Origin of the sequence: Serratia sp. M24T3 (genome assembly GCF_000257645.1) — a bacterium.
Classification (GTDB): domain Bacteria; phylum Pseudomonadota; class Gammaproteobacteria; order Enterobacterales; family Enterobacteriaceae; genus Rouxiella.
On record NZ_AJHJ01000015.1, the window covers coordinates 1 to 26,870 of the forward strand.

Here is a 26,870-nt window from a genome sequence, read left to right on the forward strand (position 1 = left end):
TCCATGGAGTTTGATCTGCAAAAGAACTGGCAGCTTACCTGTCGCTGTATTCGTCAGGCATTGGCCGCCGCTCAGCTTCCCGCATCCGCTATTGCCTCGGTAGCAGCCTCTTCAATGCGCGAAGGGATTGTTCTTTATAACAAATCGGGCGAGCCGATTTGGGCCTGTGCCAATGTGGATTCCCGCGCCAGTCGCGAGGTCAGTGAGCTCAAAGAAATCCACGACGGCGAGTTCGAACGGGAAGCCTATCATCATTCGGGACAAACGCTGGCGCTGGGCGCCATGCCTCGCCTGCTGTGGCTGGCCCATCATCGGCCCGATATTTATCGCGAGGCGGCAACCCTGACCATGATCAGCGACTGGCTCGCCTATATGTTGACCGGCGAGCTCGCGGTAGATCCTTCCAACGCCGGAACTACCGGCATGCTCAGCCTCGAGACCCGGCAGTGGCATCCGCAATTGCTTGAATTGGCGGGTTTACGCGCCGATATCCTATCGCCGGTGCTGGAAACCGGCAGCCGATTAGGAAGGATTACAGCACAAAGTGCCGAACAATGTGGGCTGCTGGCCGGCACGCCAGTGGGTGTCGGCGGTGGCGATGTCCAGCTCGGCTCGCTGGGATTAGGTTTGGTTCATCCTGGACAAACGGCGGTGCTAGGCGGCACATTCTGGCAACAGGTGGTCAATCTTCCTCGCCCGATTACCGATCCGGAAATGAATATTCGCATTAATCCGCACGTAATCCCCGGAATGGCACAGGCGGAATGCATCAGTTTCTTCACCGGACTCACCATGCGCTGGTTCCGCGATGCCTTTTGTTCAGAGGAAAAAGGGCTTGCCGAACGCCTTGGCGTCGATACCTATAGCCTGCTCGAGGATATGGCAGCGCGAGTACCAGTGGGATCGTGGGGCGTAACGCCAATTTTCTCCGATGCCATGCACTTTAAGAGCTGGTATCACGCCGCGCCATCATTTATTAATTTGTCGATTGATCCACAACGGTGCAATCGACAGACCTTATTTCGCGCCTTAGAGGAGAATGCAGCGATCGTTTCAGCCTGTAATTTAGAGCTGATTGCCGGATTTTCCGGCGTCAAAGCGTCATCTCTGGTGTTTGCCGGAGGCGGTTCCAAAGGCAAGTTATGGAGCCAGATCCTCAGCGATGTGACCGGTAAACCGGTAAAAGTTCCACAAGTCAAAGAGGCTACGGCGCTGGGCTGTGCGATTGCCGCAGGCGTGGCGGCTGGCCTTTACACATCTTTGGCGGAAACGGGCGAGGCGTTGGTGAGCTGGGAGCGGGAATATCAGCCAGATGAACAGAATCATCAAGCTTATATAAAACAAAAAGCCAACTGGCAGGCGGTTTATGCCGATCAGTTGACTCTGGTAGACAGCGGCCTGACGACCTCGATGTGGAAGGCGCCAGGGCTATAAGAATTAAGTATTAACCAACCGCCAACAGCGGCCTGGCTTCTTCACGCTCACGGCCTTCCGCCACCAGCGCCAGCAGTATTTTTTGGACTGCCTGTGCCGGTTGCGATAGCGGCAAATGATCGGAAACGCACAACGAGAGCGGAGCCTGAATTGATGGGCTGTTAATGCAAGACATCCAGGCGTTGGCTGGTCCAACAATCGCGCGAGCCGCCGATTCTGGCAAAATCGTCGCGCCAAGGCCGCTGGCAATCGCCTGAGTCAGCGTGCTGGCGGACTCGATTTCGCCAATCACTTTCGCCGACAGTCTTCTTAATGCCATCGCGTCATCCACCAGCTTGCGCAAAACGTCATGAGTGCGCGGCAAAAACAGGTTCAGTTTAGCGACGTCGTTAAGTTCAATATATTTGCCCGGATTAGGCACGGTATTGGTCGCAACCAGGTAAAGGTCTTCTTTAATCAGCGGCACAAATGACAGCCCCGGAATGGCTTTATTACCGTATAACACCGCCATATCCATTCGACCATTGACTGTTTGCTCGGTCAGTTCGCTGCCAAAGTTTTCATTCAAATACAATAAGATGCCCGGATGCTGTTGGCGGACAGCCTGTAACAATGGCAGTGCCAGCAGCGATGCCGCCGTGCCTGGTGCCATGCCAACCGAAACTTGTCCGTTCAACGCCAGACCGGCACAGTTTACCGCGCTATGGGCCTGTTCACACTGGCGCAAGATTGTCTGAGCGTGGGCATAAAGAATATTACCGGCTTCTGTAGGTGTCACGCCGCGCTTGGTGCGAACCAGCAGTTGCTGTTTCAGCTCCCCTTCTAGCGTCGCCAATTGCTGGCTCAGGGCCGGTTGAGCGATATGCAACACATCTGCGGCCTGCGTGAGACTGCCGATATCGACGATTTTCACGAAGTACTTTAAGCGTCTGAGATTCATGTCTGTCTCCATCGATCCTGGTAGATATAGAAACTGGAAAAGGGCTGCCCCTGACTGAAGCAAAATGTCTTTATCATAATTTCCGCGAATACTTTGTTCATCGGAACATGTTAATTAACAAAGCAAGATCAAGGCCAATCAGGCATTTAACTCAGTAATTTTCATGAAAAAATCATCTAATCATCTATAAAATAAGAAAAAACCGGCAGGCATATAGTATCTAACTCAAGAATTACAAATAACTTGTCTAATAATTAAACAGGCGTTGTGCACCAACATAATGCAAACTTATGGGTCTTAGGCAAAAGCTGCCGGATGTACTGAATCCGGCAGTGATAAAGCGGGGAGTATTTAGATTGAAGGGATCATGCCGCCATCAACGCGGATAACCGAGCCGGTCATGTATGACGCCTGACGGCTAGCTAGAAATGCCGCCACCGCACCGTATTCTTCTGGCTCACCATAGCGCCCGACAGGGATAGTCGCAGCACTCTTGCGCGCCACGTCTGCAACCGAAATGCCTTCGCGCCCTGCCCGAGCTTCATCGAGCTGGCCCAGACGTTTGGTGGAAATCCTGCCCGGCAGAATAACGTTGACGGTAATGCCTTCGCTTGCGACTTCACTGGCCAGCGTTTTTGACCAACCCACCAGCGCCATGCGCAGAGTGTTCGACATTCCGAGATTCGGGATTGGAGTGACCACGCCAGAGGAAGTGCTGGTGATGATGCGGCCCCAGCCCAGACTGCGCATATCCGGCAGGACTTTGTCCGTCAATTCAATCAGTGAAGTTACCATTGTTGAAAACTGTTTAGCCCAGGTCTCAGGCGCTACGCCGCTGGCTTTTGACGGCGGTGGCCCACCGGAGTTATTGACCAGAATGCCAATCGGCCCCAGATACTGGTGAATACCGGCCAGCACTTCATCAAATTTCTCAGGCTGGGTAAGGTCCATCACAAAAGCCTTGGCCTTGCCACCCTGCGCCTTGATCATATCGGCAGTTTCAATCAATGCCGCCTCGGTGCGGCCACAAACGGCAATCACTGCGCCCTCGGCTGCCAGCGACAACGCCATTGCGCGCCCTAATCCACCGCCCGCGCCACTTACCAGCGCCACGCGTCCTGTAATTCCAAAATCCATCACATACCTCTGTCGTTTGATTTACTGACTTTATTCAACACCATTTGATAAGCGGACTGCAGGTGACTGCGCATCATTTCGGCAGCCTCCGCCATGCGTTCTTCAAGCACCGCATCAATAATGGCAACGTGTTCCTGACACCATTCCCGCACCCGCTGCTTGTTGGTATAAGAGCCAAATTCCAGCAGGCGACGCAGCCGGTTTTGCTGCTGTATCGCCTGAAGTACAAAGATATTGCCGCTGAACTCGGCGAGCATTTCGTGGAACGTGGCATCGGTTTCGAAAATCTGTCGACCATCAACGCCGAGAATATCCGGGTGATTAATCAGGTAGATATGCTGTAAACGCAGTCTCTTGAGCGCACTTTTATCGGCACGGAAATTGGGAGATACCAACCCGCCCGGCTCGATCATCAGGCGAAACCCGTAACCATTGCTCAGCGCGACCTCACTGTTCAGAGTCGGCAGGAACGACCAGCCGTGCCCTTTGTTACGGGCGATCAGGCCGTCTTCCGAAAGCCGCAACAGTGTGCGAGACATCACCCCGCGATCGGCGTCATAGCGTTGGGCAATTTCAATCTGAGTTAAAGAATCAGGCAGTTTGCCGGCAATGCGGTCTTTCACCAGTTGCTCGTAAAGCTCCTGGTCGCTGCTGGTTGGCACATCAATGCTGATCCGCTGTAACTCGTCATACGCTTTGAGCAGGAAAAAGCCCTGATTACGGCGGGCTTCGATAATGCCCAGCTCACTGAGTAACTTGAGTGCTCCACGCACCGGCGTGCGGGATACCCCAGCCAAATCAGCCAGCTGTTGCTCACGCAAATGGTGTCCTGGCTCAAATTTTGCTTCACGAATAAGGTCAAGGATCTGGTTGGCCAAACGCCTTCCACTGGCGGTCGCTGTTTGTGTCATAAAAGCAGGCACCTAAAGTATTTAATGCGATTAATATACAATATCACAGTGTTCATAAATGGTGAAGCCTGAGCAATAAGCCCCCAAATCGTGCATTAATGCACCATAAAAGAGCCTTGACTCACGATTTTAATTGTATTTAATGATACACAAAGAGCAATCCTGCTCGTGAGAAAATGGAGCCTGTCATGCTGAAAAGATCTTTTTTGCGTCGATATACCGCCCTATCTCTGGCCGCGATGTGCCTGAGTTTCCCACTTCTGAGTCAGGCGGCAGCCCCGGCAATGGTGAGCAAAGGTGAACTTACCTACGGCACGGCAGCGACGTTTATGCCTTTCGAATTTACCAAAGATGGCAATCTCACCGGCTTTGATATCGATTTGATCACCGCATTGTCGAAAAAGCTGTCTCTTAAACCGACGCCAATGTCGATGGAGTTTAAAGGGCTGATCCCGGCCTTGCAGGGCAAACGTCTGGATGTCATCAACTCCGCGATGTACATCAACCCTACTCGCGCCCAACAGGTAGATTTCGTGCCTTATCTGAAAATTGGCAGCCGCGTGATCGTCGCCAAGGGCAACCCTGAGAAAATCACCGGTCGCGACCTGTCGCTTTGCGGCAAGACTATCGCGGTGACCCTTGGCGGAATCGAAGAAAGCCAGGCCCGCGCCGATAACCAGAAATGCCTAGACGCCAAAAAATCCAGTCTCAACGTGCTGACCTTCCCGGCTGCGACCGATTCAGCAGTGGCCGTCGCGCAAAAACGTGCCGATGCCGAATATCTGTCCACTCCCGGCGCCGTGGCGCTGTTGAGCGAAAAAGGCGATACCTTTGAAACCACGGGTCCAGAGTTTGAGGCTGACACTCATATCGGCTTCGCCGTGCGCAAGGGCGACAGTGAAATGAAAGCGCTGCTGGAAGCCGGCCTGAAAGACATGGTTGCAGACGGCAGCTATCAAAAGTTAATCAAAAAATGGCAGTTCCCGGCCTCGGTTTCGATTTTCTAATACGTCGTTCGCTTTGGATTTTGTATTTATTGCAGCAACGCAAAACCTGCCAAACGTTTTGCAGGTTTTGCTCCCTGACATCGAGGAAAAATCATGTCGCTTGATCTGGTCTGGCAATACCTATTGTCACCGGCGTTCTTTCAGGGCGCAGTAATGACTCTGCTGATCACAGTATGCTCACTGTTTTTCGGCATTATCATGGGGTTAGTACTGGCTCTGTTGCAGGAATCCCGCTTTCGAGCAGGCCCTATTTTGGCTTTCTTCTATTTATGGCTGTTTCGCGGCACACCGGTGCTGTTTCAAATCATCTTTGTCTACAACGTTTTGCCTAGCTTCGGACTGCGATTTTCTGCCTTTACCTGTGCAGTGATGGCGCTGTCGTTAAATGAAGGGGCATATATGGCCGAGATCCTGCGCTCAGGCTTACAGGCAGTGAGAAGCGGGCAGCGCACCGCCGGCATGGCGCTGGGCATGACCCAGGGTCAGATTATGCGCAAGATTGTTCTGCCTCAGGCGGCGCGCATCGTTTTACCGCCAATGGGTAATCAGATGATAAGCATGCTGAAATCCAGCGCACTGGTATCAGTGATTGCGGTTCAGGAACTTTTGCTGATAGCCAACCAGACTGCCAGCGCCAGTTTCCGCTACTTTGAGGCCCTGTGCGCCGCGGGAATTTACTATCTGGCACTCACCACCGTTTTCATGATTGGTCAAGCCTGGCTGGAACGCGCGCTGGACCCGAAAAAGCGCAAAAAACCGGCGCTGTCATTAACCGAACGCCTGCTGCGCAGCAGCTCTTCCAACTAAGGGTAATTCGATGAAAAATGAAAAACCTCTGCTGGAGATCATCGGTGTCGATAAGCATTTCGGCAATCAGCACGTATTAAAAAACTGTTCCCTCAGCGTAAAACAGGGTGAGACCGTGGTGCTTATCGGGCCTTCAGGCTCGGGCAAATCTACCCTGCTACGCTGCGTAAACCTGCTTGAGTCTATCGAAGGCGGCAGCATTTTTTTCCGCGAGGCCGAGATTACCAAATCAAACGTCGAGCCTCATCGCCTGCGCCAGGAAATCGGCATGGTGTTTCAGAACTATGAGCTATTTTCGCATCTGACCGCTGCCCAAAATATCATGCTAGCGCCGATGACCGTGCTCGGCGTAAGTCGTGCCGAAGCTGAAGCGCAGGCGCTCGAACTGTTGGGAAAAGTGCGTATTCCCGACAAGGCCGACAGTTTTCCCGATGAACTTTCCGGTGGCCAACAGCAGCGCGTCGCCATTGCGCGCGCATTGGCAATGAAACCCAAGCTAATGCTGTTTGATGAGCCGACCTCGGCGCTGGACCCGGAAATGATCCGCGAAGTTATTGATGTCATGGCTGATCTCAGTGCAGAAGGCATGACCAGTATTGTGGTAACTCACGAGATGGGCTTTGCCCGCCGCGCCGCCAATCACATTGTATTTATGGAAAACGGCGAAATTATCGAGCACGCCACTGGCGAAAAATTCTTCGGGGGAGAAGTCAGCCAAAGAGCCCAACGCTTCCTCGACCAGATTTTACACTGAGTTAATTTTACTGTGCCTCACCAGGGCCATCTTAGGAGACGTCGATGACCACATCATCGCCAGATATCAGCAGAATGAAACGTGACCTCGCCGCACTGGTGGCGATTAACACTGAAAATCCGCCAGGCCGCGAACGTGAAGCCGCCGAACTGATCAGTCACTGGCTGAAAGACGCAGGCTTTGACCTGACCCTCAGTGAATATGAACCCGGCCGCACCAATGTGATTGCGCGACTGGAAAACGGTGCAGGTCCTTGTTTTGCCTTCAATACGCATATTGATGTCGTACCTGCGGGCAGTGGCTGGAGTCAAGATCCTTTCACTCTCACCGAGCGCGACGGCAAGCTGTTTGGCCGCGGTTCCTGTGATGCCAAAGGCCCGCTGGTTGCCATGATTGAAGCCATGCGCATGCTGGCCAGCAACCCACAAAGCTGGTCGGGTACGCTAATGGGCATCTTTGTTGCCGATGAAGAAGTGGCCAGCGAAGGGGCTAAATTTTACGTGCGCGAGGCTCCGGCAAAAATCGACTTTGCGGTGATTGGCGAACCTACTTCCAACACCACTTATTCAGCACATAAAGGCAGCCTGCGACCTCTGGTGCGCGTCCACGGCGTAACTGCCCACTCGGGAACACCTGAACTGGGGGAAAACGCGATCTTCCGCGCCGCTCAGCTACTGGGATTAGTTGAACAACAGCATGAACAGAGTGTGCGCTGCCGCTGCCATCCGCTAGTCGGTTCGGCCAGTCTGACGGTGACCCGTATTTCAGGCGGGCACGCGGATAACGTGCTGCCAGACAGCTGCGAACTGCTGCTTGACCGCCGCATGGTGCCGGGAGAAGACGAAGAACAAGTCAAACAGGAACTACGCGATTTACTGGCCCTCGCCCATGAAAAATTTGGCGTGCGCAGTGAAATTATCACCTTCAAACCCACCACCGGTGGAGCCACCGAGACCGCTGTCGATGAGGTTATTGTGCAGGCAGGACTTGATGCCTGCCGCGCACAGGGGCTCGAAGAACCCGGCCCGTTTGGCTTCCAGGGCGGCTGTGATCTCGTTCATTTCCGCAGCCTCGGCACCAAAGGCATTGTTATCGGCCCCGGGTCACTGTCGGTCGCCCACAAGCCCGATGAATTTGTGCCGCTCGATGAGTTTATTGCCGCCGGTGAGATCTATCGTGATGTCGCCCTGAAAATGCTGACGCGAGGATAGGCCAGTGAAAGCCACGCTGTATCGCGCCGAGCTGCGCTATCCCCATCTGCAACTTTATACCGCGTCATCGGGCAGCATCGCCATGCTCGAAGAACTGTATTTATTGCTGGAAGATAAAGCCGTTTCCGGTCTCGGAGAGGTGCGCATCAACATTGCCTATCTCAACGGTTACAGCGCTGAACTGGTACTCGGCGATGTGATAAGAACCCTGCGCGCAGTGGACTGGCAACAGTCACCCAGTGATTTGCTGTTATCGCTGGAAAACCTGCTGGCCAGCAGCCTGGCCCCGACCCGCATGTTGCTGGACATGGCATTGCACGACTTGATTGCTCGTCAAAACGGTATCAGCGTCGCCCGGCTGATTGGTTCTGATTTCCCGCAGCCGATTTGCTATGCCACCAATCAGACACTGTTTTGGTCTTCTCAAGAGCAAATGTTGAGTCAGGCCACGGCATATATGGAGCGCGGCTTTAATCATCTCAAACTGCGCGTCGGTATTGGTTCAATTGACGATGATATTGATCGCCTGACCGCCCTGCGGCGGCGTTTTGGCAGTGAAGTTGATCTTTCTGCCGATGCCAACGGCCAATGGCAACCGGAGCAGGCGCGCAGCCATTTGCTGGCGTTACAGAAATTTGAGTTGAGCTACATCGAACAGCCTGTTTCTGACGCCAACGCGCACTTTTATCCCACGCTGGCCGCTAACAGCCCTATTCCGTTAATGCTCGACGAGAGCATGAGTTCAGAGGCCGATCTGCAACGCATTCTGGCGATGCAGGGCAAAGTCTGGGCGCATATAAAGCTGGTGAAAATGGGCGGGATAGCTCCGGCCATCCGCGCAGCGCAGCGACTCAACGCGGCGGGGGTTCCCTTTATGATTGGCCAGATGAACGAAGGCGCGGCGGCCACCGCAGCAGCATTGCACGTGGCCCATGCCTGCCAACCGGCCCACGCCGAACTGTATGGCGCAGACGGCCTTGGCAATGACCCGGTGACGGGGCTGACTTATTGCCAGGGTTTAGTCAGCAGCAGCGAATTACCGGGCCTGGGTATCGAATTCGATCCAGCTCAGGCCGAGCTTATCCAAACTTTTTCTTCTTAAAAACCTGATTTTATTCTGAGAGTGAGGCGTAATTATGCAAAAACCAGCATTGCCCGATCTAGGCCGGGTTGTCCCAGGGGCTGAATCCGCCTTTGCAGAGACTGAATACCAGCTGCGTATCGAGCGCGCACGGCAGCTGTTGACCCAGGCTGGGCTGGATCTGATGGTGATCACCAGCCCGGAAAACATTTTCTATTTAACTGGCCAGCAAACTCCCGGTTATTACACCTTCCAGACTTTGGTCCTGCCGGTTGAAGGCGATCCCGTCTTTGTAATCCGTCAGTTGGAGTATTTCAACTTTATCTCCAACACCTTTATTCGCGACGCCGCGATTTATACCGATGGCGATAATCCGGTTAACTTCTTGCTCGACGTGCTGAAAAACCGCGGCTGGACCCAAAAACGCATCGGTATCGACAAACGCGGCTGGTTCTTGCCGATTGCCGTTTATGAAGCGCTACAGGCCGAGCTGGGAACTATTCACGATGCAGCGGGAGTGATTGAACAGCTCCGCGCAGTAAAATCTGCCGCCGAGCTGGAAAAGATGGCTCATGCCGCACGCTATGTCGATGCAGGCATGCTGGCCGGCCGCAACGCCATTGCCGCCGGAGCGACAGAAAACGATCTGGTTGCCGCAATGATGGGCGCCGCGATTGCCGCGGGTTCAGAATATATGGGCATGGAACCGCTGGTTTCTTCCGGCCCGCGCACCGGGGTACCGCACGGTACCTGGCGTCGTCGCAAAATTCTCGACGGTGACCCGATTTTCCTGGAAATGGCTGCCACTCACGACCGTTATCACGCCGCGCTGATGCGTTCTGCCTGGTTGGGTAAACCTCCTGCTGTCGCGCTGGAAATGGAAAAAACCTGTCAGGAAGCCTTGCAGGCAGCGCTTGACGCAATTCGCCCGGGCGCGACCTGCGAAGCCCCGCACATTGCCTGTCAGAAAGTCATCGACCGCGCGGGTTATACCGATAACTTCAAGAAACGCACCGGATATTCCATTGGTGTTTCATTCGCACCGGACTGGGGCGAAGGCGCGATCCTCAGCCTGTACAGCGGCATTACTACAGAATTACAGCCGGGCATGACTTTCCACATTCCGCCAGCCCTGCGCATTTACGGCGAATTCACCGTTGGTGTCAGTGAAACCATCGTGGTTACCGAGACCGGCTATCGGGTTTTAGGCTCCGTGGAACGCCCACTGGTTTTACTTTAATTACGTTCAGATTCAGCAAGGAAAAGATCGATGAAAGATATCTATGAAAGTCAGGCGCGCTTACGCGGTATTTTCAATATTACCGTGACTCCCTTCACTGCCAATGGCGAATTCGATTTTGCCGGACTGGCGCGCAATATCGAGCGCGTCATTGAGCTGGGCTACGACGGCATCCTGATCGGCGGCACCTACGGTGAATTCCCGACCATGACCACCGAAGAACGCGCCACGATGTTCCGCAAAGTCATGGATGTGGTTGGCGATCGTGTACCAGTAATGCTGTGCAGCGCCGGTTCCGATGCTCGCGTCGTCAGTGAACTGACTCAGTTGGCTGGCGATCTCGGCGGTCTGCCAATGGTCACCCCGCCATTTGTTTCTGAAGTTACCAACGCACAAATCGTCAGTTTTTTCAAAAAGATGGCCCCGCTGTCACGCACCGGCATTCTGGTTTACAACGCGCCGGGCATCGGCATTACCCTTCCCCCGGCGGTTCTTGAAGAATTGGCTGATATTGAAGGCGTGGTCGGCATTAAACAGGGCGACCTGAACCCGACGGCTATCGATCAGATTGCCAATCGGCTTGGCGGTCGCCTGCGTCTGTTCTGTGCCTCGGACTTGGCTTTCCTTGGCCCGATGATGTGTGGCTTCGACGGTATCAGCACCACCAATAGCGGCGCGCTGCCAGAGATTATTCTCGCGACCTATCGTGCTTTGGAAAAAGGTGATGCCAACACGGCTCGTGAACTCCATCAGCTTTGGTATCCGTATCGCGCGCTGGCACGCCGTCTTGGACAACCTCAAGTCGTCAAGGCAGCGATGAACCTGCGCGGATTTGATGGCCATCACGTGCGCTCACCGTTAATCGATCTTGTTGGTCCAGAGATTGAAGAAGTGAAAGCTGAGTTGCTGCGCCTGGCCGCAGATAGCAGAACGGGTGTGACGCTCAAGTAATCAAAGCTAAGGCCCCGGTTAATTAAGGGGGCCTTTTTCAGCTTTAGCCAGCGGCCTGCAAGAAGGCAGCAATCAGCGGATGCGGTTGTTGCGCCGTTGAAGTCAGCTCAGGATGGCCCTGCACGCCGAGGTAAAACGGGTGCGCCGCGTATTCGATGGCATCGGCAATTGAACCGCTTGGGTCTGTCCCCGAGACGGCCAGGCCGTAAGCTTCTAAATCGTCAATAAACAGCGGATTGAGCTGAAAACGGTGGTTGTAGCGCAAGGTAGTTTTGTCGCCCAACACCGCGGCCATCCTTGAGCCGTTGCGTAATGTCATCACGTCATCGCCCAGCCGATGTTGCGGATGCCCTGGCGTTTCAGCCAGCGGCACAAAGGTTTTTATCGCCGCATGAGGATCGGCTTCGGCAAGATTGGCAAACAGGCTGCCGGTCATCTGCTGAATAACCGCAGTGGCCATGGTTTGCATACCTAAACACAGGCCCAGAGTCGGAATTTGCTGACGAAGACAATAATGGGCAACGCGAATTTGTCCGGCAACGTTTTGCATATCTGAACCGCCGGGCAAAATCACGCCGTCAATGTCCGGCATCAGATTATGCAGAAGCTGTTCAGAAGATCGAGGGGGAATAAAGACTGTTTCAACGCTCAATCCCAGAGCTTCGGCAGCATCGCCAATCGCGGCTAACGTGGCCGGATAACTTTGCAGCTGGTCCTGATAAGTGCCAATCAGGGCAATTTTGAGTCGACGGGAAGTGAATGGAATTGAAAGATTGGCAGCGGAAGTCAGTCGGCCATAACTATCGCGCCGCCATGCAGTTTGTGTCGTATCGAGACTGCCATTATGGCTGAACTGGAATCCCTTTTGGTTGCCAACAACCTCGAGAAGCCGGTGTTCTATCGAGTGATAACGAGCCTCGGCCACTAATTGAGCAAAGTTTGCCAATCCTGAGGGGCCTAGCGGAATGACCCAGTCTCGATTGCCGTGCGCGCGGAGTAATTCGGCGAGATTCCAGGCTTTTCCTGGGGATTTTTGATTGAGGCGCTCATGCCATAGCAGTCCGCTGGAAACCAGATTTCCTTCTGCGGTGACATGCTGGCAGGCATCAGCGTAGCGAGACGTATCCCAACTCTCGGACAGATGGGCTAATTCTGTCCCGTATTGTGCAGAGATTACCGAGGCCATTGCGCCGTAAAGTGCTGGCTCAGGGGTGTTGTGGGCAACAAAAGTCAAAGCCATATATTTATTTAACCTGATGGTAAATTATTAATTTAACAGCGGTTTTCTATGAAACCTCTGCCGCAACTCTGAGAAAAACCTCAGCAAGTTCTGAAGAAACTATGAGCAATACGGTATAAGCCATGATAATTTAAATTGGTTTATTTGATACAGATAATACAATTTTTGATTAAATATTATAAAAGGGTAAAAGATGTCAGCTGAACTTACTGCGCCGAGATTGCGACGTGTACGTCCTTCACCAACGGCGGTTATTTCCGATCGAGTCCGTGCACTATCTGATGCAGGGGTTGATGTCATTAATCTCGGCGAAGGAGAGTTAGACTTTGACACCCCTGACCATATTAAGCAGGCAGGTATCGACGCCATTGTACAAGGAGACACAAAATACACGGCGGTCTCGGGTACTAGTACGTTAAAGAACGCCATTATCAATAAATTTTCGAAAGAAAACCACCTTTGTTATAAAGTAACAGAAATCATTGCAGGGAGCGGAGCTAAGCAACTCATTTTCAATGCTTTTTTAGCGACAGTTTCGAGTGGAAAAGAAGTGATTATTCCCGCGCCTTATTGGGTTTCATATCCGGATATGGTTTCACTGGCGGACGGCGAATCGCGCATTGTTGCCTGCGTGGAAGAACACGGCTGGAAATTGCAGCCTGCCGACCTTGCCGCAGCCATCACTCCACAAACTCGCTGGCTAATCCTTAACTCGCCTAACAACCCTACCGGTGCCGTTTACAGTGCCGATGAGTTGCGCGCTCTGGCTGACGTCCTGCTCGAAGCACCGCACGTACTGATTATGGCTGACGATATTTACGAGCACATTTGCCACGCTCCGGCACAGTTCGCTACCTTGGCACAAATTGAACCGAGGCTGTTTGACCGAATTTTGACAGTCAACGGGGTATCTAAAGGTTATTCGATGACCGGCTGGCGTATTGGTTATGCCGGAGGCCCCGAGTGGCTGATTTCTGCCATGCAGATCCTGCAATCGCAAAGCACCTCGAATCCTAGCTCAATCTCGCAGGCCGCTACGGTTGCTGCACTGGAGCAGGACAACGGGTTTCTTGCCGAGTGGCGTGAAATTCTCGATACGCGTCGCCAGAAAATCATGGCCTGTATCAACAGCATCGACGGACTCAGTGCCGACCTTCCCCCTGGCGCGTTTTATGTCTTTGCCAACTGTTCCGGGATGTTGGGAAAGACCACGCCAGCTGGCTCAGTCATTGAAAACGACGTCGACTTTGTTGAATACCTGCTTGATGCCGCCCACGTTGCAACCCTGCAAGGCTCAGCCTTTGGCGCAGCGTCGTACCTGCGCATTGCCTACGCAATTGACGACAACCGACTAAACGAAGCCTGTGAAAGAATGATTAAGGCCTGTTCGGCATTGAAATAAAAAATCTAGTGGCGAGTTTAATTGGCAAACATAGGCATAATTAGCTGTAAAAGGTGAAATAGGGGTGATTTTGGCTCAATTCTCAACAACTTGAGCAAACTAGCAGCAGTCGCGCACAATTTTGCAGTTGCCCTTTGACATGCACAGCGGCAGTCGCTATTATTCGCCCCGTTCACACGATTCCTCTGTAGTTCAGTCGGTAGAACGGCGGACTGTTAATCCGTATGTCACTGGTTCAAGTCCAGTCAGGGGAGCCAAATTTAGAGAAGCCCGCACAAGGAAACTTGCGCGGGCTTTTTGCTTTCCGAGCTTTACCCTTGCTGCACGCGCCTTCGTCGGTTATTCACTCTTCTCGGCCTATCTTCAATTATCTCTCTGCATCGAGATAAATTGGGGGTCAGAATGGGGGTCATATTGGTTTGATAATACAATAACCCGCTGGAGCGGAATAATTATTCTCATTTAAAAGCAGACTGCAATGGCAGGGATTCTAAAGACACTTATATTCCGATCGGTTATAATAATGGCAGTAAAATATTAAAAGTATTTAATAATTAGGTTTATATATTTATTAATATTTAAATCACATTAAAAACCTTATTCGAGAAAGCCTACCGATGCTGAAAATACTCGCTCATCAAAATAAACTTTATGAAATTCGTAAAGCAAGTCAACATAACAAACGCTTTCCAACTATTGATAAGATCTCTATGAGCTCGAAAACTCCGACTTCTGTTGTTCAGAAAGAGGATAATTTTCCCGCTCCCTCCCTTGCAGGACGGCCAATGAGTGCGCTGCAATGCATTCCACCAACAAGTCCGGAAACAGGCAAAACTATCCCCCAGCTCGCACACTTTCATCTGTATTTATCACCGACGGTCACAACACCAACAGATCTTGCTTGGAATATTTATACGCGAAAGAATAGAGGTGATAAATTTTTATTCGACAGCACTCCATCAGAGCGAAAATACTCAATAGACATCCAAGGCGCGCTATCAAATATCATAGATTTTGTCGAAAAAAACCCAGGTCACAAGGTCTACCTTTGGACAAATAAGGAGTCGGAAAAAATTATAAGAAAAACTTTATTAGACAATGAACTCAGTCCTGCTTTATTTAAAAAAATTACGTTTAGCAATATAGATGGATTATTTGAAAAATGGGACTTTGATCCCAATGAAAAGAAGCTTTTATATAAATTTTTCAGACAAGAAATGGCCGGTGCCGGGAAAAACCTGGCTGCTGCAAAAGACATTGCGCAATATGCCGTATTGGAAGCGTATGGTGGATTAGGCATAGATTGTGATGTTGCTACTAAGAGATCCATCGGCCAGCTTAAAAGCCCAAGTGGAATACTTATTAATTTGCAAAAGAAGCCACTCTACCATCCAACAATCAATAATAATGTTCTTGCAGCAACTCCTCACCATAAAACAATCTTAAAAACTATTGAACATATTAGCCACACCTATCAGGGGAATTGGCACCCTCTTCCAGAAATAAAATTAAAGGCTTCCGAAAGCTGCGCTATTTATCATGATTACTTGCCTGAGCCTGGCAAGTTAACACAAGAAGAATCATTTGAGTTACTGACAAAAGCTATTAATAATGAAAAGCGTTTTGATTACTCTCATAAGCAAGTTGGGGGGACATTGTTTAACTATGCAAGGGTCGGGATTACTGTAGCGGCATCAGGCCCTGGAGCTCTTCGTTGTGGTATGCACCGTACCGTGTCTATTACACACGAGAAAAATGAATATAGTTTCGAAAATAATGCTGAAATTTTTGGTCATCTGAGTAAGAGTAATAAATTAAAAAAAAGATTTAATGAGTCAAGAGAGAATAACATAAACCAAAATCTACTATGTGATAGTAAGAGCTGGAGCGCTTTTGGCAACGTAAAACGCAGAGATTCTTTTTAAAGAATAAAGCCTCATTATAAAGTTAGATGGTGTTAGTGAAAAAACTATGGCAGGAGCTTTCCAGCAAGGGTTATAATCACTCTTGGGAAATACACCGCAACTGTTCTAGACAATAATATTAGAATTCAGGAAAAAACTCTGAATTCTAATAAGCATTATAATAATTAAAATGGTTATAATTTTTCCGCTGCACGAGGGGGTTATATCGCTGCTTAAACAAATAAAGGGCTTCTCGCACAACGGGTTTTAGAAAGCTACGGTGATAAACATGGCACTACGATGAAAGACATAATCATTGTCTTTAGCCTAAAACCGCCCTCGCCCCCTGAGCCGCCTCTTTTGCTAACATTGGGACATCAATATCCTGCAGTTTGCCGTCCTTTTTAACGATCCGTCCATCGGCGATTACCGTATCAATATCAGCAGGCGTTACGGACTGAACCACAGCTGCCACTGGATCAATCATCGGCAGCAGGCCAAGTCGGCGTGCATCGATCAACACTATATCGGCTCGTTTGCCAACAGTAATCGAACCGATTTGCTCGCCTAATCCCATGGCATTCGCCCCGCCCTGCGTCGCCCAATACAATACATCCCGAGCGGTTAATGCCAGTTCATTGCCGCTGCTCCCGGTCGCCAGATTCAACGCTGTTTGCATTACCATAAACGGATTGGCGTTGCCGCTTAGCACCAGAGTGTCGATACCCAAACTTAACGGTATTTTAGCCTGATGCATTGCCGCAACCGGCGCGAGGCCATAACCGACACGCATCTCACTCAATGGCGTAAAACATACTGAAGCACCGCTTTGTTTAATTGACAAAATATCTTTTTCGTCGGCATGAGTGGCGTGCACCAATTGCACCGAGGGGTTAAGCAGATCTTTATCTACTAGCTGCTGAATGGCTTTTTTCTTTTGCATCTCCTGAGTCACAGCGATGTGCGTTGATATCGGCAAATTATGCTGTTTTATAAACGCAAACTCCTGCTGCCAGATTTTAGGTCCAGTGCGTTCAGGACCTCGAATCGCCAATCCAAGGCTAACGCGACGGGAACCTGCAGCCATCAGTTGCTGCTGCACACGTGCGATATCTTTAAAATCCATCGGCGCAGTAGCCGCGAGATCTTGCGGATAGCCATACCAAAAACGGGCCCGCAATCCGCTAGATTGCAGCGCCTGAAGTTCTGCATCTGCAAACGCCGGATTGCGAATATTGTGCGCCCAGTTATTGACCGTAGTGATACCCGCATTTGCAGCTTCTGCCAATCCTAACCGCACACCTAACGCGGAGAGTGCGGGAGTAAAACGCGCACTGGTTTTTAGTTGTGACTTAAAGAAAGTTTCCCCCTGCGGGGATGGCGAGCTGTTTCGCAAAAAGCTGTTCCACATATGCCAGTGGGCATCGACCAAACCAGGGATCAGGATCATTCCAGCGCCATCGAGCACTGTTGCACCTTCAGCAGCAATATTTTTACCGATGGAAACGATCGTCCCATCGCGTAGCAAAACATCGCCGTCAGGAATATTCCCTAGCTTAGGGTCCATGGTGATCACGTTGGCATGACGAATCAACAGCGCTGTAGAGGTCTTGCCCGGTAATAAATCAGAACTGTTGTTGTCCGCCCTGGCATTCATCGCTATGCCTGCGCCCAAAGCAGCACCAAGTTTGAGTAACGTTCGCCGATCGAGGCCGGAGCGATAAGACATGATCCTCTCCTTAATCCGTGGGATTCGTTAAACCAGTTGATAACTATGGTAGTGTTTGCGGGACAAGGCAAATCAATGCGGGTAGCGTCTGATAGCAGAATGAAAGACTCTGGGATAGAGATCATCATCAATTTAGAAACTTGATCATTTGATAGATGGCGATTTTGCAAACACATTTGGTCTAAATATCAATGATTTGACTATTATACCAGCAAATGAAACTTAATTTGGTATAACTCTTTGACATGCAAAGCGACTGCTATTAATATTCGCCCCGTTCAAACGATTCCTCTGTAGTTCAGTCGGTAGAACGGCGGACTGTTAATCCGTATGTCACTGGTTCAAGTCCAGTCAGGGGAGCCAAATTTAGAGAAGCCCACACAAGGAAACTTGCGTGGGCTTTTTGCTTTCCGAGCTTTACCCTTGCTGCACGCGCCTTCGTCGGTTATTCACTCTTCTCGGCCTATCTTCAATTATCCCTCTGCATCGGGATAAATTGGTGGTCTGATGTGGGGTCATTTCGGTTCGATTATGGAGTGACCACCAAATGTCTCTGAACGATACTAAAATCCGCAGTCTCAAGCCTTCTGATAAACCTTTTAAAGTCTCCGATTCCCACGGTCTATACCTTTTAATCAATCCAGGCGGTTCACGTCTTTGGTATCTCAAATATCGCATCAACAAAAAAGAATCTCGCCTTGGTTTAGGTGCCTACCCTCTCATCTCTCTCGCCAATGCTCGTCAACAGCGTGATGATATTCGACGATTGCTTGCGCAAAATATCAATCCCGCCCAACAACGACTCGCCGAAAAAAATACTCACTCTCCTGAAAGAACTTTTAAATCCGTTGCCCTTAACTGGCATGCAAATAACAAAAAATGGTCACAGAATACTGCCGACCGTCTACTTGCCAGCATGAACAATCATATCTTTCCAATCATTGGCAATCTGCCGGTAACAGAACTCAAGTCCCGTCATTTCATAGAATTGCTTAAAGGAATTGAGAAGAAAGGCCTGCTAGAAGTCGCGTCCCGAACTCGGCAGCACCTTTGTAGCATCATGCGTGATGCCTTACACCAAGAGCTGATTGAAAATAATCCCGCTGACAATCTCGACGGTGTAACCGCCCCTCCCCTAAAACGCCATTACCCTGCTCTGCCACTCGAACGATTGCCTGAACTTTTGACTCGCATTAACGATTATCAGCAGGGACGGGAATTAACCCGGTTTATTGATGGAGTCAAACGCGGCAATTTTCGTCTGCACCCTATAGGGCCAATGAAGTTAAGCGAAGGATGTATCACTCTCAAACGCAGTTCTGACTTTGAAAACTTACATAACCAGCTGCTACGGACAAGCATGATTAACACTCCTGGTTCAACCCTCAAAGCATACGGAACAGTAGAGGTAAAATGATGAAAAAATGGAGCAAACGGTTAATTGGATTTTTGGTGCTGTTAGTTTTGATGAACCTTGCGGTTGGCTGGTTTATAAGACTTTTCGCACCTGATTTCGCCTCAACACTTGGCAGTTGGTTCAACAGCTCAGGTGTAGAAGACTCATTAGACTTGTTAGTCGATTTCACGTTTCTGACGGCGTTGGTTATTAGTCTTGTGATTTCTATATTGATCGTGCGATTTAAGAGACATAGAGTGTAATACTGAAATTGAAGGTTTTAGTGACATGGAGGCCAGTTTTAGTTGACCACTTCAAACCAGCTGGTGGTTATATGAGGCAGCCATGAAGCTCTCCGCTTGTTTCACCAGGTCTTCCAACGTCAGTCCCGGTGACCTGCTCCCCGCAGATTAGTACATCCCGATGTTAGCAACGTCCGCTCTTGGCACTTAGCTGCCTGTAGACAGCTAAGAACGAAGAACGAACATAAATTTTATGGCCGACACAGTTTTGTTATGTCCATACGGCCTAGGACTTCGCCAGATAAGGGGATAGAAAATTCTCTACCTCTCGTTTACCAATGCCTAGCGTAAAGCTGACCCCTGCTTTTTTTAAAATTTTGAGTCCTTCTCCACGGTTTCTAGGGTGCGGGTCTTCCATGGCTATATAGACATGGCGTGGTTTCAGTTCAGCAAGTGTTAAGGCACAGGAGGGGGTTCTTCCTTGATAGGAGCAAGGTTCAAGTGTGACAAAGATTTCACATTCACCAATTGGAACCGTTAGTTTTGAAATGGCGTCTATCTCTGCGTGATGATGGCCTGGAAATTGAGTGAAGCCTTCGGAAACGACCTCCCGTTTATGGACAATCACGCACCCTACAGGTGGATTTGGTCTGCAGCCAGGTAAGGCTTGACGTGATTTTTCAAGCGCTAACAACATGAATTCTAAATTTTCGCTCATCCGCTTTCATGCCCGAATATGTAAATCATAGAATTACGATTTTCAAACCATCCGGCATGAATGTCTATTATTTAGATTAAAGCGAACCGTTAAACCTGCTTTACGTAACCAACAACTGTTACTGGTCATTCTAATAGATTTAAAACGTCCATCTACCAAGATAGCCATTTTATCGAATTCTTTAATTTATCAGTCGATCTTTGAAACACCCCAGACCATCGTCCGAAAACAATGGTCTGGGTGACTACTCACTATTTTGTCATGCATCCTCTGCATGAGCTTAAGACGAGACCTGATTTTCCTTCAACTGATGAATATCGGGGCGGATCTTGAACCAGATAGCATACATTGCCGGCAGGAAAACCAGCGTGATGATGGTGCCCCCAAACGTACCGCCAATCAGGGTATAGGCCAACGTTCCCCAAAATACAGAGTGCGTGAGAGGAATAAATGCCAGAATAGCGGCCATCGCGGTAAGTAGTACCGGCCGTGCTCGCTGCACCGTGGCCTCCACGATTGCATGAAACGGCGCTAGCCCTTCCTGTTCGTTTTGGCGGATCTGCCCCAGGAGGATCAGAGTGTTACGCATTAATATTCCCGATAACGCAATTAACCCTACAAGTGCATTGATGCCAAAAGGCTGGTTAAAGAGCAGCAGCGTAGGCACGACGCCAATAAGACCCAATGGCGCGGTGAGGAAAACCATCACCATCGCCGACATCGATCTTACCTGCAGGATGATAATCAACAACGTCATGGCTATCATGATAGGGAAAAGCGGCGCCATAGCCTTGGTAGCTTTTCCTGATTCCTCAATTGACCCCGCCTGCTCAATGCGATATCCAGCTGGAAGCTTGTCGATGACTGGTTCTAGCTGTTTCATGATTGCCGTGGAGACATCCGGCGGCTGTAGGTTATCTGCAATATCTCCGCGCACGGTAATCGTCGGGGTGCGATCGCGACGACGCAAAACAGGATCTTCCATTCGTATCTCAACGTTTCCTATCTGAGATAGTGGAATGCGCTGGCCTGCAGAACCCACCAGCGTAAAACCGGATATTTTTGCAGGATCCAGCCGAATATTTCCCGCCGCACGCCCTATAACCTGCACTGAACGAATGTCCTCACGCACTGTAGTGACAGGAATACCTGAGAGCAAAAATTGAAGCTGCTGAGCGACAGCATTCGATGTCAGCCCTACCGCCTGCAAACGGTCCTGGTTGAGCGTGAAATGCAGCGTCGGCACCGGCGCGCCCCAATCCGTGTTAACCGTTCTCATCATCGGACTGTTTTGCATCACCTTTTCCACACGGTCAGCAATCTGGTGCAATTTGGCGACATCCGGCCCCATAACCCGGTAAGCCACCGGATAAGGAGAATAAGGGCCGAATACCAGCTGAGTGACGCGGACCCGCGCCTCAGAAGCAAGCCCGTCGGCCACCGCTTTACGAAGTCGAAATTTTAGCGCCTCACGTGCTTCCTCGCTGTCTGTCAGCACAACAATTTTCGCAAACGAAGGGTCCGGCAGTTCTGGCGCCATTGCCAGATAAAAACGCGGTGAACCTTGACCAATGTAAGAAGTGACGATTTTTGCCTCTTTCTGCTTTTTCAACCAGTCCTCTATTTTCGCCGTTGCGGCACGGGTTCGCTCAATTGAGGTGCCATACGGCATCTGGACTTCAACCAATACCTCTGGGCGATCGGACGTAGGGAAAAATTGTTTTTTAACTTGCCCCAGGCCAAGAATAGCGATTGTAAATATGACGATAACGGCACCGGCCACAGCCCATTTGCGCGCAATAACGCCGGTCAATAGCCGCCGAAAGCGATTGTAATGACGGGTGTTATAGATAGCCGCATGTCCACCTTGAACTATCTTGATTTTCGGCAACATCTTCACACCCAGATAGGGTGTAAAAATCACCGCCACCAACCAAGAGGCAATAAGAGCAATACCCACAATCCAAAACATGTTGCTGGTGTATTCGCCGGCAGTAGACTGTGCAAAACCATTGGGCATGAACCCGACGGCCGTTACCAACGTACCTGACAGCATGGGAGCGGCAGTATGGCTCCAGGCATAGGCCGAGGCTTTGATACGGTCATAGCCCTCTTCCATTTTCACTACCATCATTTCGATAGCAATAATGGCGTCATCCACCAGTAATCCCAGTGCAAGGATCAGGGAACCCAGCGTAATTCTGTCAAAGTTTTTACCGGAAGCCTCCATCACCACAAAGACAATCGCCAGCGTCAAAGGCACGGCCGCTGCAACAACTACCCCGACACGCCACCCCATACTGACGAAACAGACCACCATGACCACCAGCAACGCAACAAAGAATTTGATCATGAACTCATCAACAGCCGAGCTGATATTAACTGACTGATCGGTGACTTTGGTCAGTGTCATACCCAGTGGCATGCCCTGGTTGATTTTTGCTGTTTCCTCATCCAGCGCCTTACCCAAGTCCAGACCGTTCCAGCCGTCACGCATTACAACACCCAATAACAGTGCTGGTTCGCCCTGATTTCGTACCATAAAAGTCGCCGGGTCTTCGTAACCACGCGCTACCGTTGCCACGTCTGATAGCTGTAACGTCCTGCCTCTTGCGACAATGGGCGTCTCGCGGATATTCTCCAATTTATCGAAGGCACCATCCAGGCGGATAAAGACTTGCGGTCCGTGAGTATCAATCGAACCCGCAGGCGTGAGTAGGTTCTGATTATTGAGCGCGGAGAAAATATCCTGAGGAGATAGACCAAGCGTTGCCAGCCGGTCATGCGAGAACGAGACAAAGATACGCTCTGCCTGCTCTCCGATAATATTGACTTTATTGACCCCGGGTACATGCAAAAGACGCTGACGAAGCTTTTCAGCATCCCGCACTAACAGGCGCTGCGGTTCCCCTTTTGCCTTCAATGCAAAAAGTGCAAAGGTCACATCGGAGAATTCGTCATTAACTGCCGGCCCTATCACGCCAGCGGGCAGGTTTTTGGTTTCATCGCCGAGCTTCTTGCGCGCCTGATAAAACTCCTCCTGCACCTGAGAAGGCGGCGTAGCATCCTGTAAGGACAACATGGTAAACGCCAGTCCAGGACGCGTGTAGGTCTCGGTTCGGTCGTACCATTTAAGCTCCTGCATGCGTTTTTCAAGCGGTTCAGCGACGAGATCCTGCATTTCCTGCGCGGTGGCGCCAGGCCATGCAGAAACGATAGTCATCTGCTTGACGGTAAACGGTGGATCCTCTGCCCGCCCCAGTTTGAAAAACGAGAGAATACCGGCAACGGTAATCAGAATAATAAGGAACAGTGTGATTGAGCGCTCACGAACGGCAAGTGCTGAAAGATTGAATCCCCCTTTGCTCATTGCTGGCTCCCGGCGACGCTGGCTTCGCTTTGTTCAGCCATTCGGACTGCCTCACCGTCATGTAACAGGTGTGCCCCCAAGGCCACCACTTGCTCGCCCGGTTTTAGGCTACCGGTCACTCTTGCAGTATTGTCCCCCAATCCAAGTATCTGAACCGGCTGCCATGACACTGTGGCCGGTTTACCTGAAATTTCCCAGACACCAGGCCCTTTGCCAGGATCATAGATCGCAGCCAAAGGCACCTGCATCACCTGGGCCATTATTTTATCTGCTGCAATATGAAGTGTAACGGTGGAACCGAGAGGAGCGTTCGCCTGTGCCCCCTCGAGTACATATCTTGCCTCAAAGGTGCGGGTCACCGGGTCGGCAGCATCAGAGAGGAGACGCAGTTTCGCAGGAGCTGGCTGTTTGTCATTGCCGTACAAAGTTGCCAGAGCCTCGCTTGCGACCATTGGCCGCAGCGTTTCGGGTAACTGCACGATAGCTTCGCGTTGCCCTGCTCTGGCCAGACGAATAACTGGCTGCCCGGCACTCACAACCTGACCGGGTTCGGCCAGCGTATCTACAACGACACCATCAGAATCGGCTAGCAATAATGCATAACTGGTAGCATTTTGCGCCACATTCGCCTGAGCCTGGGCAGCAATAAGGTCTGCTTTGGCCGTATCTGCTGCGGCCTTTATTTGATCATAAGTCGATGCAGATACTGCGCCTGCCGCGACCAGTCCGCGATAACGCCTCTCATCATCAGCCGTTTGTCGGGCGTGTGCCCGCGCAGCCGCTACAGCCTGTTGCCGAGCTTGCGCCTGCAGGCTCAGATCAACGGGATCCAGGCGCATTAATGGCTGCCCACGTTTAACGGTTTGGCCGGTATCAACCAGACGTTCAAGGATTTTACCCTGAACTCTAAAACCAAGGTCGCTTTGAATTCGTGCGACAACAACGCCAGTGAATGCACGAGAGGCATCGGCAGCACTTACCACGCTAGCAGACCTTACCAGAGGAGGCTGATTGCGTGGATCGTCATTTCCTGACGAGTCGCCGCATGCTACAAGCGCAAACGGCAACAGAAAAACGGTATAGGTGGCAAGTTTGACCCTGAGCATGGGTTCCCTTAATGAATTAACAGGAGAGTAACCGCATTCTCAGACTAGTGACCAATAATGTCAATAGTCACAAACTCACCGTGACTCACTCACGGTGACAAACTTCTCAAAATTAACGATGAAAGTAGCGCCGCAGCTGCGGATGCTGTCTCAAGATTATATTGCAGCAGAACGGGGTTGATGTAAGGCCGCATCACCAGATATAAGGCATAGGCAGCCTCATCAAGTGGCGTTTTTCTCTCAAACTCACCGGTTTTACGCCCCTCAAGAATGATTTGCTCAATCAGCTGACGCACGCGCTGTTCATGCTTTTGTGCTGAAGGCCACCCATCTCGCCCGGCGACTGCAGCAATGTCGTAAAGCTTACGGTCATGAAAAAATAAATCGCTCCCTGCTTCAGTCAGCGCTCTGAATAAACGCCTCAATTTTTCCGAGGCCGTTGGCGCATCTGCAATTGCCGAATTAACAATCGCCATGATCATTTCCAGCCGGTTAGAACAGATAACCTCACCAATAGCCTGCTTGGAATCGAAAAATTTATAAATGTATGCTTTTGAAAAACCGATATATTTAGCCAAATCAGATACGGTGGTTTTTTCATATCCAAAATGTCCAAAATGCTCTGTGGCGGCTTCCACCACCTGATCTCGGACACTGTGGTCCGAGGGTCCCCGCGAGGGATTTGCGTCTATGCGTTTCGTCATTTTTCCAGCTTAGCTCAATGAGCCATAATTGACAACGAGTGACCATTTGGTAATCTAGTCACAATCCAAAATTGACTCAAGGAATATCAATGTTCCCTATACGGACTCTTGCATTGGTGGTTGGCGCCAGTTTATTGACAAGTTGCACAGTCGGGCCTGATTATCATCGTCCTGACGTGTCACTCCCGCCACGGTATCAGGCTCAACCTGTTGTCCAACCGAAAAACGCATCCCACCCCGCCAATTTTGCAGTGTGGTGGGAGAGCTTTAACGATCCTTTGCTAAGTAAATTCGTTTCTGACGCTTTGGCACAAAATCTCACTCTCGCCCAGGCAACAGCTCGTATGACACAGGCCCGTGCCGGACTTGGCGAGGCAACAGCGGCTCTGTTGCCATCCGCAAACGTCAGCGGACAAGCCGCGCGCGCCGAACAGTCAGTCGAAACTCCGCTTGGCCAGGTTCTAAATTCGACCCAGAATTATAATCGCTACGGCAATGCCTATGAAACTGATCTGAACGCAAGCTGGGAAATTGATGTTTTTGGCGGACTGCGCCGGAGTCGCCAGGCGTCATTGGCTGACTATCAGGCTTCTCAAGCTGACGTCATCGCAACCCGCCTTGCCGTGGCAGCCAAAACTGCTGATATTTATATCACTGTACGTGGATTACAAAGTCGGCTGGCGATTGCACACCAACAAGTCACCACACAGCAGGCGCTACTGGAAAAAGTGCAGCTACTCCAAAGCAAAGGGCTGGCTCCCGAGTATCAAGTCCGTCAGAGCGAAGGGGAATTGTCACAGGTTCAGGCAACCGTGCCGATTATCAAGACAGGACTTGATACCGCGATGAATGCCTTGGACGTTATGCTTGGCACTCCTCCTGGTACCCATCGTGCTCAGTTGGCTTTGCCGGCCAGCATCCCTCAAGTACCGCAGATGACCTCAACGGGAACGCCTGCCGATCTGCTCCGGCGTAGACCCGATATTATTGTCGCCGAGCGCCGTCTCGCAGCCTCAAATGCACGCATCGGTGTGGCCATCAGTGAGTATTATCCGAAGTTTTCACTCAGTGCATTGCTTGGCAGCGCTACGGCTGTTTCGAGCGGCAATCTCTTCTCCAGTGGTGCCAACCAGTCGGCTGGCGTACTGGGACTACGCTGGCGGCTCTTCGACTTAGGCCGTATCAATGCCCAAATTGATCAGGCAAAAGGTCAGCAAGCAGAGGCGCTTGCCGTTTATCGCCTGTCAGTATTACAAGCCACTGAAGATGTTGAAAACGCGTTTTCTGCCCTTTTCAATCGCGAAATACAGACGGCAACGCTTACCGTAGGTGAAACTGCTTTGGCTAGCGCCCGCCAATCTACTTTTATTGCCTATCATCAAGGCACAGCCAGCCTGATTGACGTCCTGCATAACGACGAAACCTTGTTGCAGGTTTCTGATGCAAGGGCGCAAGCACAGACAGAATCGGCGCGCGCAGCTGTTGCCACATTCAAGGCGCTTGGAGGTGGCTGGCAGCCGCCAGGAACTTTACCAAACACGCCATAAAAATGATGCCCGTACTGAGAGATCACAAAAAAGAGGCTA

Annotated in this window: 21 protein-coding genes, 2 tRNA genes and 2 pseudogenes; 16 read left to right on the forward strand and 9 right to left on the reverse strand. The window is 50.8% G+C overall.

All coding sequences use genetic code 11. The annotated features are described in order from the left end of the window. A partial coding sequence (lsrK, locus tag SPM24T3_RS13070; protein ID WP_009637242.1) for an autoinducer-2 kinase occupies positions 1 to 1,434 on the forward strand: 1,434 nt, incomplete at its 5' end. 10 nt (positions 1,435 to 1,444) lie between these two features. Here the strand turns inward: lsrK and nac are convergent. The 3 genes from nac to SPM24T3_RS13085 all read right to left on the reverse strand — a co-directional run bounded on the left by nac (position 1,445) and on the right by SPM24T3_RS13085 (position 4,422). After that, a complete protein-coding gene (nac, locus tag SPM24T3_RS13075) occupies positions 1,445 to 2,374 on the reverse strand; it encodes a nitrogen assimilation transcriptional regulator NAC (RefSeq protein ID WP_009637243.1) in 930 nt (309 codons plus the stop codon). 351 nt (positions 2,375 to 2,725) lie between these two features. Continuing rightward, entirely contained in the window at positions 2,726 to 3,511 is a 786-nt protein-coding gene (locus SPM24T3_RS13080) for an SDR family oxidoreductase (RefSeq protein WP_009637244.1), read from the reverse strand. Next, positions 3,511 to 4,422 (reverse strand): GntR family transcriptional regulator, encoded by a 912-nt coding sequence (locus SPM24T3_RS13085; RefSeq protein ID WP_009637245.1) that lies wholly within the window; start codon positions 4,420 to 4,422, stop codon positions 3,511 to 3,513. The genes SPM24T3_RS13080 and SPM24T3_RS13085 overlap by 1 nt, the downstream gene beginning before the upstream one ends. 239 nt (positions 4,423 to 4,661) lie before the next feature. Between SPM24T3_RS13085 and SPM24T3_RS13090 the strand changes: the two genes are divergently transcribed. The 7 genes from SPM24T3_RS13090 (at position 4,662) to SPM24T3_RS13120 (ending at position 11,473) form a co-directional block, all read left to right on the forward strand. After that, on the forward strand, positions 4,662 to 5,429 hold the full coding sequence (locus tag SPM24T3_RS13090) for an ABC transporter substrate-binding protein (protein ID WP_369699991.1): 768 nt from the start codon (positions 4,662 to 4,664) through the stop codon (positions 5,427 to 5,429). 93 nt (positions 5,430 to 5,522) lie between these two features. Next, complete coding sequence (locus tag SPM24T3_RS13095; RefSeq protein WP_009637247.1) at positions 5,523 to 6,236, forward strand: amino acid ABC transporter permease; 714 nt, start codon at positions 5,523 to 5,525, stop codon at positions 6,234 to 6,236. Positions 6,237 to 6,246: 10 nt separating this feature from the next. Continuing rightward, positions 6,247 to 6,990, forward strand: coding sequence for an amino acid ABC transporter ATP-binding protein (locus SPM24T3_RS13100; RefSeq protein ID WP_009637248.1), 744 nt, complete (start codon positions 6,247 to 6,249; stop codon positions 6,988 to 6,990). Between the two features lie 44 nt (positions 6,991 to 7,034). Continuing rightward, positions 7,035 to 8,201, forward strand: coding sequence for a M20 family metallopeptidase (locus SPM24T3_RS13105; protein ID WP_009637249.1), 1,167 nt, complete (start codon positions 7,035 to 7,037; stop codon positions 8,199 to 8,201). A gap of 4 nt (positions 8,202 to 8,205) precedes the next feature. After that, positions 8,206 to 9,303 (forward strand): mandelate racemase/muconate lactonizing enzyme family protein, encoded by a 1,098-nt coding sequence (locus SPM24T3_RS13110; protein WP_009637250.1) that lies wholly within the window; start codon positions 8,206 to 8,208, stop codon positions 9,301 to 9,303. Positions 9,304 to 9,337: 34 nt separating this feature from the next. Then, complete coding sequence (locus SPM24T3_RS13115; protein WP_009637251.1) at positions 9,338 to 10,522, forward strand: Xaa-Pro peptidase family protein; 1,185 nt, start codon at positions 9,338 to 9,340, stop codon at positions 10,520 to 10,522. Positions 10,523 to 10,552: 30 nt separating this feature from the next. After that, positions 10,553 to 11,473 (forward strand): dihydrodipicolinate synthase family protein, encoded by a 921-nt coding sequence (locus tag SPM24T3_RS13120; protein WP_009637252.1) that lies wholly within the window; start codon positions 10,553 to 10,555, stop codon positions 11,471 to 11,473. A 43-nt stretch (positions 11,474 to 11,516) separates the two neighbouring features. Here SPM24T3_RS13120 and SPM24T3_RS13125 read toward each other — a convergent pair whose 3' ends face one another. Further along, entirely contained in the window at positions 11,517 to 12,713 is a 1,197-nt protein-coding gene (locus SPM24T3_RS13125; protein WP_009637253.1) for a gamma-glutamyl-gamma-aminobutyrate hydrolase family protein, read from the reverse strand. 193 nt (positions 12,714 to 12,906) lie between these two features. Here SPM24T3_RS13125 and SPM24T3_RS13130 point away from each other — a divergent pair, with 193 nt between their 5' ends. From SPM24T3_RS13130 to SPM24T3_RS13140, 3 genes are all read left to right on the forward strand, one after another. Continuing rightward, positions 12,907 to 14,115 (forward strand): aminotransferase class I/II-fold pyridoxal phosphate-dependent enzyme, encoded by a 1,209-nt coding sequence (locus SPM24T3_RS13130; RefSeq protein WP_009637254.1) that lies wholly within the window; start codon positions 12,907 to 12,909, stop codon positions 14,113 to 14,115. 181 nt (positions 14,116 to 14,296) lie between these two features. Continuing rightward, positions 14,297 to 14,372, forward strand: a tRNA-Asn gene (locus SPM24T3_RS13135). Positions 14,373 to 14,732: 360 nt separating this feature from the next. Then, positions 14,733 to 16,040: a hypothetical protein gene (locus SPM24T3_RS13140; protein ID WP_009637255.1), complete on the forward strand. Its 1,308-nt coding sequence runs from the start codon at positions 14,733 to 14,735 to the stop codon at positions 16,038 to 16,040. A 301-nt stretch (positions 16,041 to 16,341) separates the two neighbouring features. Here the strand turns inward: SPM24T3_RS13140 and SPM24T3_RS13145 are convergent, their stop codons facing one another. Continuing rightward, positions 16,342 to 17,748, reverse strand: a complete 1,407-nt coding sequence (locus SPM24T3_RS13145) for an amidohydrolase family protein (RefSeq protein ID WP_009637256.1) — start codon at positions 17,746 to 17,748, stop codon at positions 16,342 to 16,344. Between the two features lie 287 nt (positions 17,749 to 18,035). On the opposite strand from SPM24T3_RS13145, the gene SPM24T3_RS13150 reads away from it, so the two are divergent. The 4 genes and pseudogenes from SPM24T3_RS13150 (at position 18,036) to SPM24T3_RS25920 (ending at position 19,407) form a co-directional block, all read left to right on the forward strand. Continuing rightward, positions 18,036 to 18,111 (forward strand) — tRNA-Asn (locus tag SPM24T3_RS13150). Positions 18,112 to 18,295: 184 nt separating this feature from the next. Beyond that, positions 18,296 to 18,976 (forward strand): annotated as a pseudogene (locus tag SPM24T3_RS13155) (tyrosine-type recombinase/integrase); the annotation flags it as partial. A 6-nt stretch (positions 18,977 to 18,982) separates the two neighbouring features. After that, positions 18,983 to 19,165: pseudogene (locus SPM24T3_RS25915) on the forward strand (tlde1 domain-containing protein); the annotation flags it as partial. Beyond that, complete coding sequence (locus SPM24T3_RS25920; protein WP_009637258.1) at positions 19,162 to 19,407, forward strand: hypothetical protein; 246 nt, start codon at positions 19,162 to 19,164, stop codon at positions 19,405 to 19,407. The pseudogene SPM24T3_RS25915 and the gene SPM24T3_RS25920, both read left to right, overlap by 4 nt. 265 nt (positions 19,408 to 19,672) lie before the next feature. On the opposite strand, the gene SPM24T3_RS24695 is transcribed toward SPM24T3_RS25920, so the two are convergent. The 4 genes from SPM24T3_RS24695 to SPM24T3_RS13175 all read right to left on the reverse strand — a co-directional run bounded on the left by SPM24T3_RS24695 (position 19,673) and on the right by SPM24T3_RS13175 (position 25,284). Then, positions 19,673 to 20,104, reverse strand: coding sequence for a bifunctional diaminohydroxyphosphoribosylaminopyrimidine deaminase/5-amino-6-(5-phosphoribosylamino)uracil reductase RibD (locus tag SPM24T3_RS24695; protein WP_009637259.1), 432 nt, complete (start codon positions 20,102 to 20,104; stop codon positions 19,673 to 19,675). A gap of 280 nt (positions 20,105 to 20,384) precedes the next feature. Then, positions 20,385 to 23,474, reverse strand: coding sequence for an efflux RND transporter permease subunit (locus SPM24T3_RS13165; protein ID WP_009637260.1), 3,090 nt, complete (start codon positions 23,472 to 23,474; stop codon positions 20,385 to 20,387). Next, entirely contained in the window at positions 23,471 to 24,580 is a 1,110-nt protein-coding gene (locus SPM24T3_RS13170) for an efflux RND transporter periplasmic adaptor subunit (RefSeq protein ID WP_009637261.1), read from the reverse strand. Before SPM24T3_RS13170 ends, SPM24T3_RS13165 begins: the two co-directional genes overlap by 4 nt. 89 nt (positions 24,581 to 24,669) lie before the next feature. Next, positions 24,670 to 25,284, reverse strand: coding sequence for a TetR/AcrR family transcriptional regulator (locus tag SPM24T3_RS13175; RefSeq protein WP_009637262.1), 615 nt, complete (start codon positions 25,282 to 25,284; stop codon positions 24,670 to 24,672). Positions 25,285 to 25,373: 89 nt separating this feature from the next. On the opposite strand from SPM24T3_RS13175, the gene SPM24T3_RS13180 reads away from it, so the two are divergent. Next, complete coding sequence (locus SPM24T3_RS13180; RefSeq protein WP_037378497.1) at positions 25,374 to 26,831, forward strand: efflux transporter outer membrane subunit; 1,458 nt, start codon at positions 25,374 to 25,376, stop codon at positions 26,829 to 26,831. Positions 26,832 to 26,870: the final 39 nt, after the last annotated feature.

Bases quoted from the DNA above. Each gene is read 5' to 3' on its own strand.
- nac (WP_009637243.1), bottom strand. From the start codon at position 2,374: ATGAATCTCAGACGCTTAAAGTACTTCGTGAAAATCGTCGATATCGGC.
- SPM24T3_RS13080 (WP_009637244.1), bottom strand. From the start codon at position 3,511: ATGGATTTTGGAATTACAGGACGCGTGGCGCTGGTAAGTGGCGCGGGC.
- SPM24T3_RS13085 (WP_009637245.1), bottom strand. From the start codon at position 4,422: ATGACACAAACAGCGACCGCCAGTGGAAGGCGTTTGGCCAACCAGATC.
- SPM24T3_RS13090 (WP_369699991.1), top strand. From the start codon at position 4,662: ATGTGCCTGAGTTTCCCACTTCTGAGTCAGGCGGCAGCCCCGGCAATG.
- SPM24T3_RS13095 (WP_009637247.1), top strand. From the start codon at position 5,523: ATGTCGCTTGATCTGGTCTGGCAATACCTATTGTCACCGGCGTTCTTT.
- SPM24T3_RS13100 (WP_009637248.1), top strand. From the start codon at position 6,247: ATGAAAAATGAAAAACCTCTGCTGGAGATCATCGGTGTCGATAAGCAT.
- SPM24T3_RS13105 (WP_009637249.1), top strand. From the start codon at position 7,035: ATGACCACATCATCGCCAGATATCAGCAGAATGAAACGTGACCTCGCC.
- SPM24T3_RS13115 (WP_009637251.1), top strand. From the start codon at position 9,338: ATGCAAAAACCAGCATTGCCCGATCTAGGCCGGGTTGTCCCAGGGGCT.
- SPM24T3_RS13120 (WP_009637252.1), top strand. From the start codon at position 10,553: ATGAAAGATATCTATGAAAGTCAGGCGCGCTTACGCGGTATTTTCAAT.
- SPM24T3_RS13125 (WP_009637253.1), bottom strand. From the start codon at position 12,713: ATGGCTTTGACTTTTGTTGCCCACAACACCCCTGAGCCAGCACTTTAC.
- SPM24T3_RS13130 (WP_009637254.1), top strand. From the start codon at position 12,907: ATGTCAGCTGAACTTACTGCGCCGAGATTGCGACGTGTACGTCCTTCA.
- SPM24T3_RS13140 (WP_009637255.1), top strand. From the start codon at position 14,733: ATGCTGAAAATACTCGCTCATCAAAATAAACTTTATGAAATTCGTAAA.
- SPM24T3_RS13145 (WP_009637256.1), bottom strand. From the start codon at position 17,748: ATGTCTTATCGCTCCGGCCTCGATCGGCGAACGTTACTCAAACTTGGT.
- SPM24T3_RS25920 (WP_009637258.1), top strand. From the start codon at position 19,162: ATGATGAAAAAATGGAGCAAACGGTTAATTGGATTTTTGGTGCTGTTA.
- SPM24T3_RS24695 (WP_009637259.1), bottom strand. From the start codon at position 20,104: ATGAGCGAAAATTTAGAATTCATGTTGTTAGCGCTTGAAAAATCACGT.
- SPM24T3_RS13165 (WP_009637260.1), bottom strand. From the start codon at position 23,474: ATGAGCAAAGGGGGATTCAATCTTTCAGCACTTGCCGTTCGTGAGCGC.
- SPM24T3_RS13170 (WP_009637261.1), bottom strand. From the start codon at position 24,580: ATGCTCAGGGTCAAACTTGCCACCTATACCGTTTTTCTGTTGCCGTTT.
- SPM24T3_RS13175 (WP_009637262.1), bottom strand. From the start codon at position 25,284: ATGACGAAACGCATAGACGCAAATCCCTCGCGGGGACCCTCGGACCAC.
- SPM24T3_RS13180 (WP_037378497.1), top strand. From the start codon at position 25,374: ATGTTCCCTATACGGACTCTTGCATTGGTGGTTGGCGCCAGTTTATTG.